The 3,899-nt window shown below is 59.8% G+C and carries 3 protein-coding genes; 2 read left to right on the top strand and 1 reads right to left on the bottom strand.

Annotated features, from left to right (window positions below; genetic code table 11):
- Positions 1-427: 427 nt before the first annotated feature.
- Complete coding sequence (locus tag QMK17_RS25975; protein ID WP_283512167.1) at positions 428-1,450, top strand: SMP-30/gluconolactonase/LRE family protein; 1,023 nt, start codon at positions 428-430, stop codon at positions 1,448-1,450.
- Positions 1,451-1,681: 231 nt separating this feature from the next.
- Here the strand turns inward: QMK17_RS25975 and QMK17_RS25980 are convergent, their stop codons facing one another.
- Positions 1,682-2,230 carry a helix-turn-helix domain-containing protein gene (locus QMK17_RS25980; RefSeq protein ID WP_442972834.1) on the bottom strand — a complete coding sequence of 183 codons (549 nt, stop codon included), beginning with the start codon at positions 2,228-2,230 and terminating at the stop codon, positions 1,682-1,684.
- A gap of 197 nt (positions 2,231-2,427) precedes the next feature.
- Here QMK17_RS25980 and QMK17_RS25985 point away from each other — a divergent pair, with 197 nt between their 5' ends.
- Positions 2,428-3,768 (top strand): DHA2 family efflux MFS transporter permease subunit, encoded by a 1,341-nt coding sequence (locus tag QMK17_RS25985; RefSeq protein WP_283512169.1) that lies wholly within the window; start codon positions 2,428-2,430, stop codon positions 3,766-3,768.
- Positions 3,769-3,899 lie beyond the last annotated feature (131 nt).

Raw genomic sequence — 3,899 nt, forward strand, 5'->3', positions numbered from 1 at the left:
CTCGGCACAGTTCATCTTTGAACTCTGCCGAGAACGATCGCCGAGATCTGCTCATGCTGGTCGGACTCATTTCAGTAGATTCCTATTCTAAGCGGGTCCACTGTCCGAAATCCTTGGGCCGATCAGTGTACTTCGTCGACAGCAGGCGAAGCGATATTGTTGCCCGGACTGGTTGGGTGTACACGGCGCAGTGCGATCCCGACGAGAACACGCTTCGGCCGCTCGGCTCGCCCGCGGACAACTGGCTTCTCTACCTTCAAGGATCTTGATGTCCAGGTTACTCGTGATGAGACGCTCTCACACGGGTCCTCTCGATGGCTATGTCGCGCACCAAATCGAGTCTGCATCCCGGACGTAGGTGCCGGAGTAGTTCCGGGGTGTTGTTCGAATATCACCGTTAGCGGGTGCGATGTGCAATCTTCGGAACGTGCAGTATTCCGCTTGGGTGGGGGAGTTCTTGGGTGACTTCATCCAGTGCGCGGCCGCGTTTCCTGACGCCGAGGTTGGTGCGTACTGCTCGGTATGTACTAGCGTCATCGCCGTGCCCACGATGAGTCGCCGACTTCGAACAATTCTTGTTGCCGTACTTGTAGCCGGCGCAACAGTCACCGTGGTACCTGCCAATGCCGCGCCTCTCGACCCGTGCGCGCCATGGACGATGGAGACTGTCGCTGCAGGCTTGGACGAACCAGAAAACCTCGAGGCCGATGGCGATGGCGGCTTCTACGTGTCCGGGGCATCGAGCATCGTCCATGTCGACGCGAACGGAACCGTCGTACCCCTGCTCGACAACTTGCCCGCTCCCCGCGGACTACAACTCCACGACGACGTTTTGCACTTTGTGACCGGACAAGACAGCAAGCTCAGATCGTTCGACGTGCGTACCCGCGAGCTCGACGACGTCGCCGAGTTTCCCGCCCACGGTCTCCTGCGACTCCCCAACGGAGACTTTTTGACCACCGACGTCGGAACCGACATCGGTGCACCCTCCCGAGGACTGACCCGGTACGAACCCGACACGGGCGCGGTACTGACCAACTGGTCACCCGTCCCGCGATCGGAAGGCCTCGCGTTGAGCCCGGACCACACGCGCGTGTACACCGACGACCTGTTCACAGGCCAAGTCATCGAGGTGCCGCTGGAATCACCCGACCAATGGTCGGTGGTCGCCACCATTCCTGGCATTCCTGGACTCGACGACCTCACGATGTCGAGTGCTGGAACTCTATATGTTGCAGCCCATTTCGAAGGTGCCATCCACCGCGTCGACCCCATGACCGGTAATGCTTGTGTGATTGCGTCAGGTCTCTCGGGTGGATGGACGGGACCGAGTTCTGTTCGCATTGGGCCGGCGGCAGCTGGCTACGCGCTCTACGTGACTGTCTTCGACGGCACACTACGTCGACTGACACCACCGGAAGGTGTAGAGCTGACGCCTGTTGGCCGCTGAAGCCAGTTCAGTCGCGAATACGGTCGGGGAGAATGAGCAGTACTGACTTTTGGTCCAGTTCGAGTCCTGCACTTTGAACGTCGGTCTCTCGTGTGATTGCTTCCAGCAGAAAACCACACCGAACAAGAAATTGGGTGGCTGTGGCAGCACAACTGGATGCACCGTGGATTGGTATCGACGCCCGACGCAGGATTACCTTCCCCGGGTATCGCACCCTTTAGGAGACACGCCCTAGGTGCGGGTGCGGGCTTGGTCGCCATGCGGGCCGAACATGTGCAGAATTTCCACCGCCTGATCGTCGGCTGGTCCGAACCAATGCGGCTCGCTCGTATCGAATTCTGCTATCTCGCCTGCATCCAAAGCCAGCTCACGCTCACCGACGATGAGCCGTAGATGGCCGGCGAGGACATATAGCCATTCATAACCAGCGTGGGTGACCAATCGGGGTTCATGAGGTCCGATCACCTGTTTGAAGACTTGAACCCGGCCGGGGTAGTGGGTCAACGGGACAACAATGCTTCCGTTCGGACGCCGCCGTGGTGTGAGGTGAATTCGCGGATCCCCGGTCGCAGGCGCACCGATGAGCTGATCGAGCCCGACTCGATGTACCCGGGCTAGTGGAATGAGAACTTCCAGTGTTGGACTCCGTTTCCCAGATTCCAACCGCGAGAGCACACTCACCGAAAGTCCCGTCTCGGCGGCAACGCCCTCCAGCGTCATTTGTCGGTCGTGCCGTAACGCGCGCAGGCGCGGCCCGATGTCGGCGAGCGTCTGTTCCACTTCCGGGTCCATCTGATCATTTTGCAGGTTCTGCAAATTTGCTTCCGCAGTGCACCACTCGGCGGCGACGATCGCGTGGTAACAGCACGACGATCCCACCGTGGAGTCGTCAATAACGGAAGTGGGTTCATACCTTGGTTGAATTGACGGCGAACCGGTCGGACACGACTGACGACCATCGATGGCTGGTCCTCGCAGTGTGCTGCGCCAGCATCTTTATCGTGGGTCTGGACACCAGCATCGTCAACATTGCGCTGCCCTCGATCGGAACCGACCTCGATACCGATCTTCGTGGCCTTTCATGGGCGGTGGACGCATACACCCTTGTGATGGCCAGTCTTTTGATCTCGTCAGGAGCCATGGCCGACAGGTTCGGCCGTCGGCGCATTTTCCAACTAGGACTTCTCGTGTTCGCCGCGTCATCTGTGGTGTGCGCGGTGGCGCCAACCATCGAGGTCCTAACAGGTGCTCGGGCCGTCCAGGGGGTCGGCGCATCGATGCTGAGTCCGGTCGCGCTGGCGATCGTGGTCAACCTCATAACAGACCCCAAGGAACGTGCGTTCGCGATCGGGATCTGGGGATCCGTCTTCGGCCTCAGCATGGCAGTCGGCCCCACCCTCGGAGGCGTGCTGGTCTCGGAGGTCGGCTGGAGATCCATCTTCTGGCTGAACCTGCCGATCATCGCCAGCGTCCTTCTACTCACAAGACTGTTTGTTCCCGAATCTCGGGCGCCACAACGGAAGAAGCTGGATGTTCCAGGGCAACTTCTCCTGATCTCTATCATCGGCGGCGCAGTCGCACTGCTCATCGAAGGTCCTGCCGTGGGGTGGACGTCAGCTGCTGCCATCGTCTTCTACGTGATTGGAACTGCCACTGTCGCGGCATTTATTGCAATCGAGTTGCGTCGGCGAGCTCCCCTAATCGACCCGAAGTTGTTCCGCAACAAATCCTTCAGTGCTGCGGCCATCGGTGCGGTGTCGATCTTCGTTGCACTCAATGTGACTCTGCTTCTGGGAACGCTGTATTTGCAGCAAGGTCGGTCGATGAGTCCGGTTGCCGCGGGACTTCTAGCGCTTCCGATGGCCGTGAGCGCCACCGTCTGTGCACCGTTGTCCGGTTATCTTGTCGGCCGCACGGGACCGCGATTGCCGCTTGTCATCGCAAGCGGTTTCACCATTCTCGGCGGTGGTGTTTTCGCCCTGTCGAACAACCAGACAGCTGTTGGCGCCGTGATGTTTGCGTACCTGCTCATCGGCGCTGGGGTCGGCTTCGCGAACGCTCCGATCACCAATACGGCCGTCAGTGGCCTACCGTCTGCTCAGGCGGGTCTCGCGGGTGGGGTCACCTCCACTGCTCGCCAATTCGGGGCCGCAGTGGGTGTCGCCGTAGCCGGCAGCATTGTCGCAGGCGCACCGACGAAAGAACTTGTGCACGCATCTCTGCCTGGCTGGATACTGGTGATGTGCTGCGGCCTGGTGCTCATGTTGGTCGCGCAGGTTTCGACGTCGGTGCGAACCCCTCGTCGCGTCATCACTTAGCCTAAGCCTCAATACCGTTCAGTTAGTGTTGAATGATTGTGCATTCGGGTGGTGTGGTGGGTTGTGGATGGTGTTGGTGGTGGGCTCGTTTGGCTGCCCACTTGAAGATTTTGCGTTTCACGACGCGTGGG

Origin of the sequence: Rhodococcus sp. G-MC3, assembly GCF_030063335.1 — a bacterium.
Taxonomy (GTDB): Bacteria; Actinomycetota; Actinomycetes; order Mycobacteriales; family Mycobacteriaceae; genus Rhodococcoides.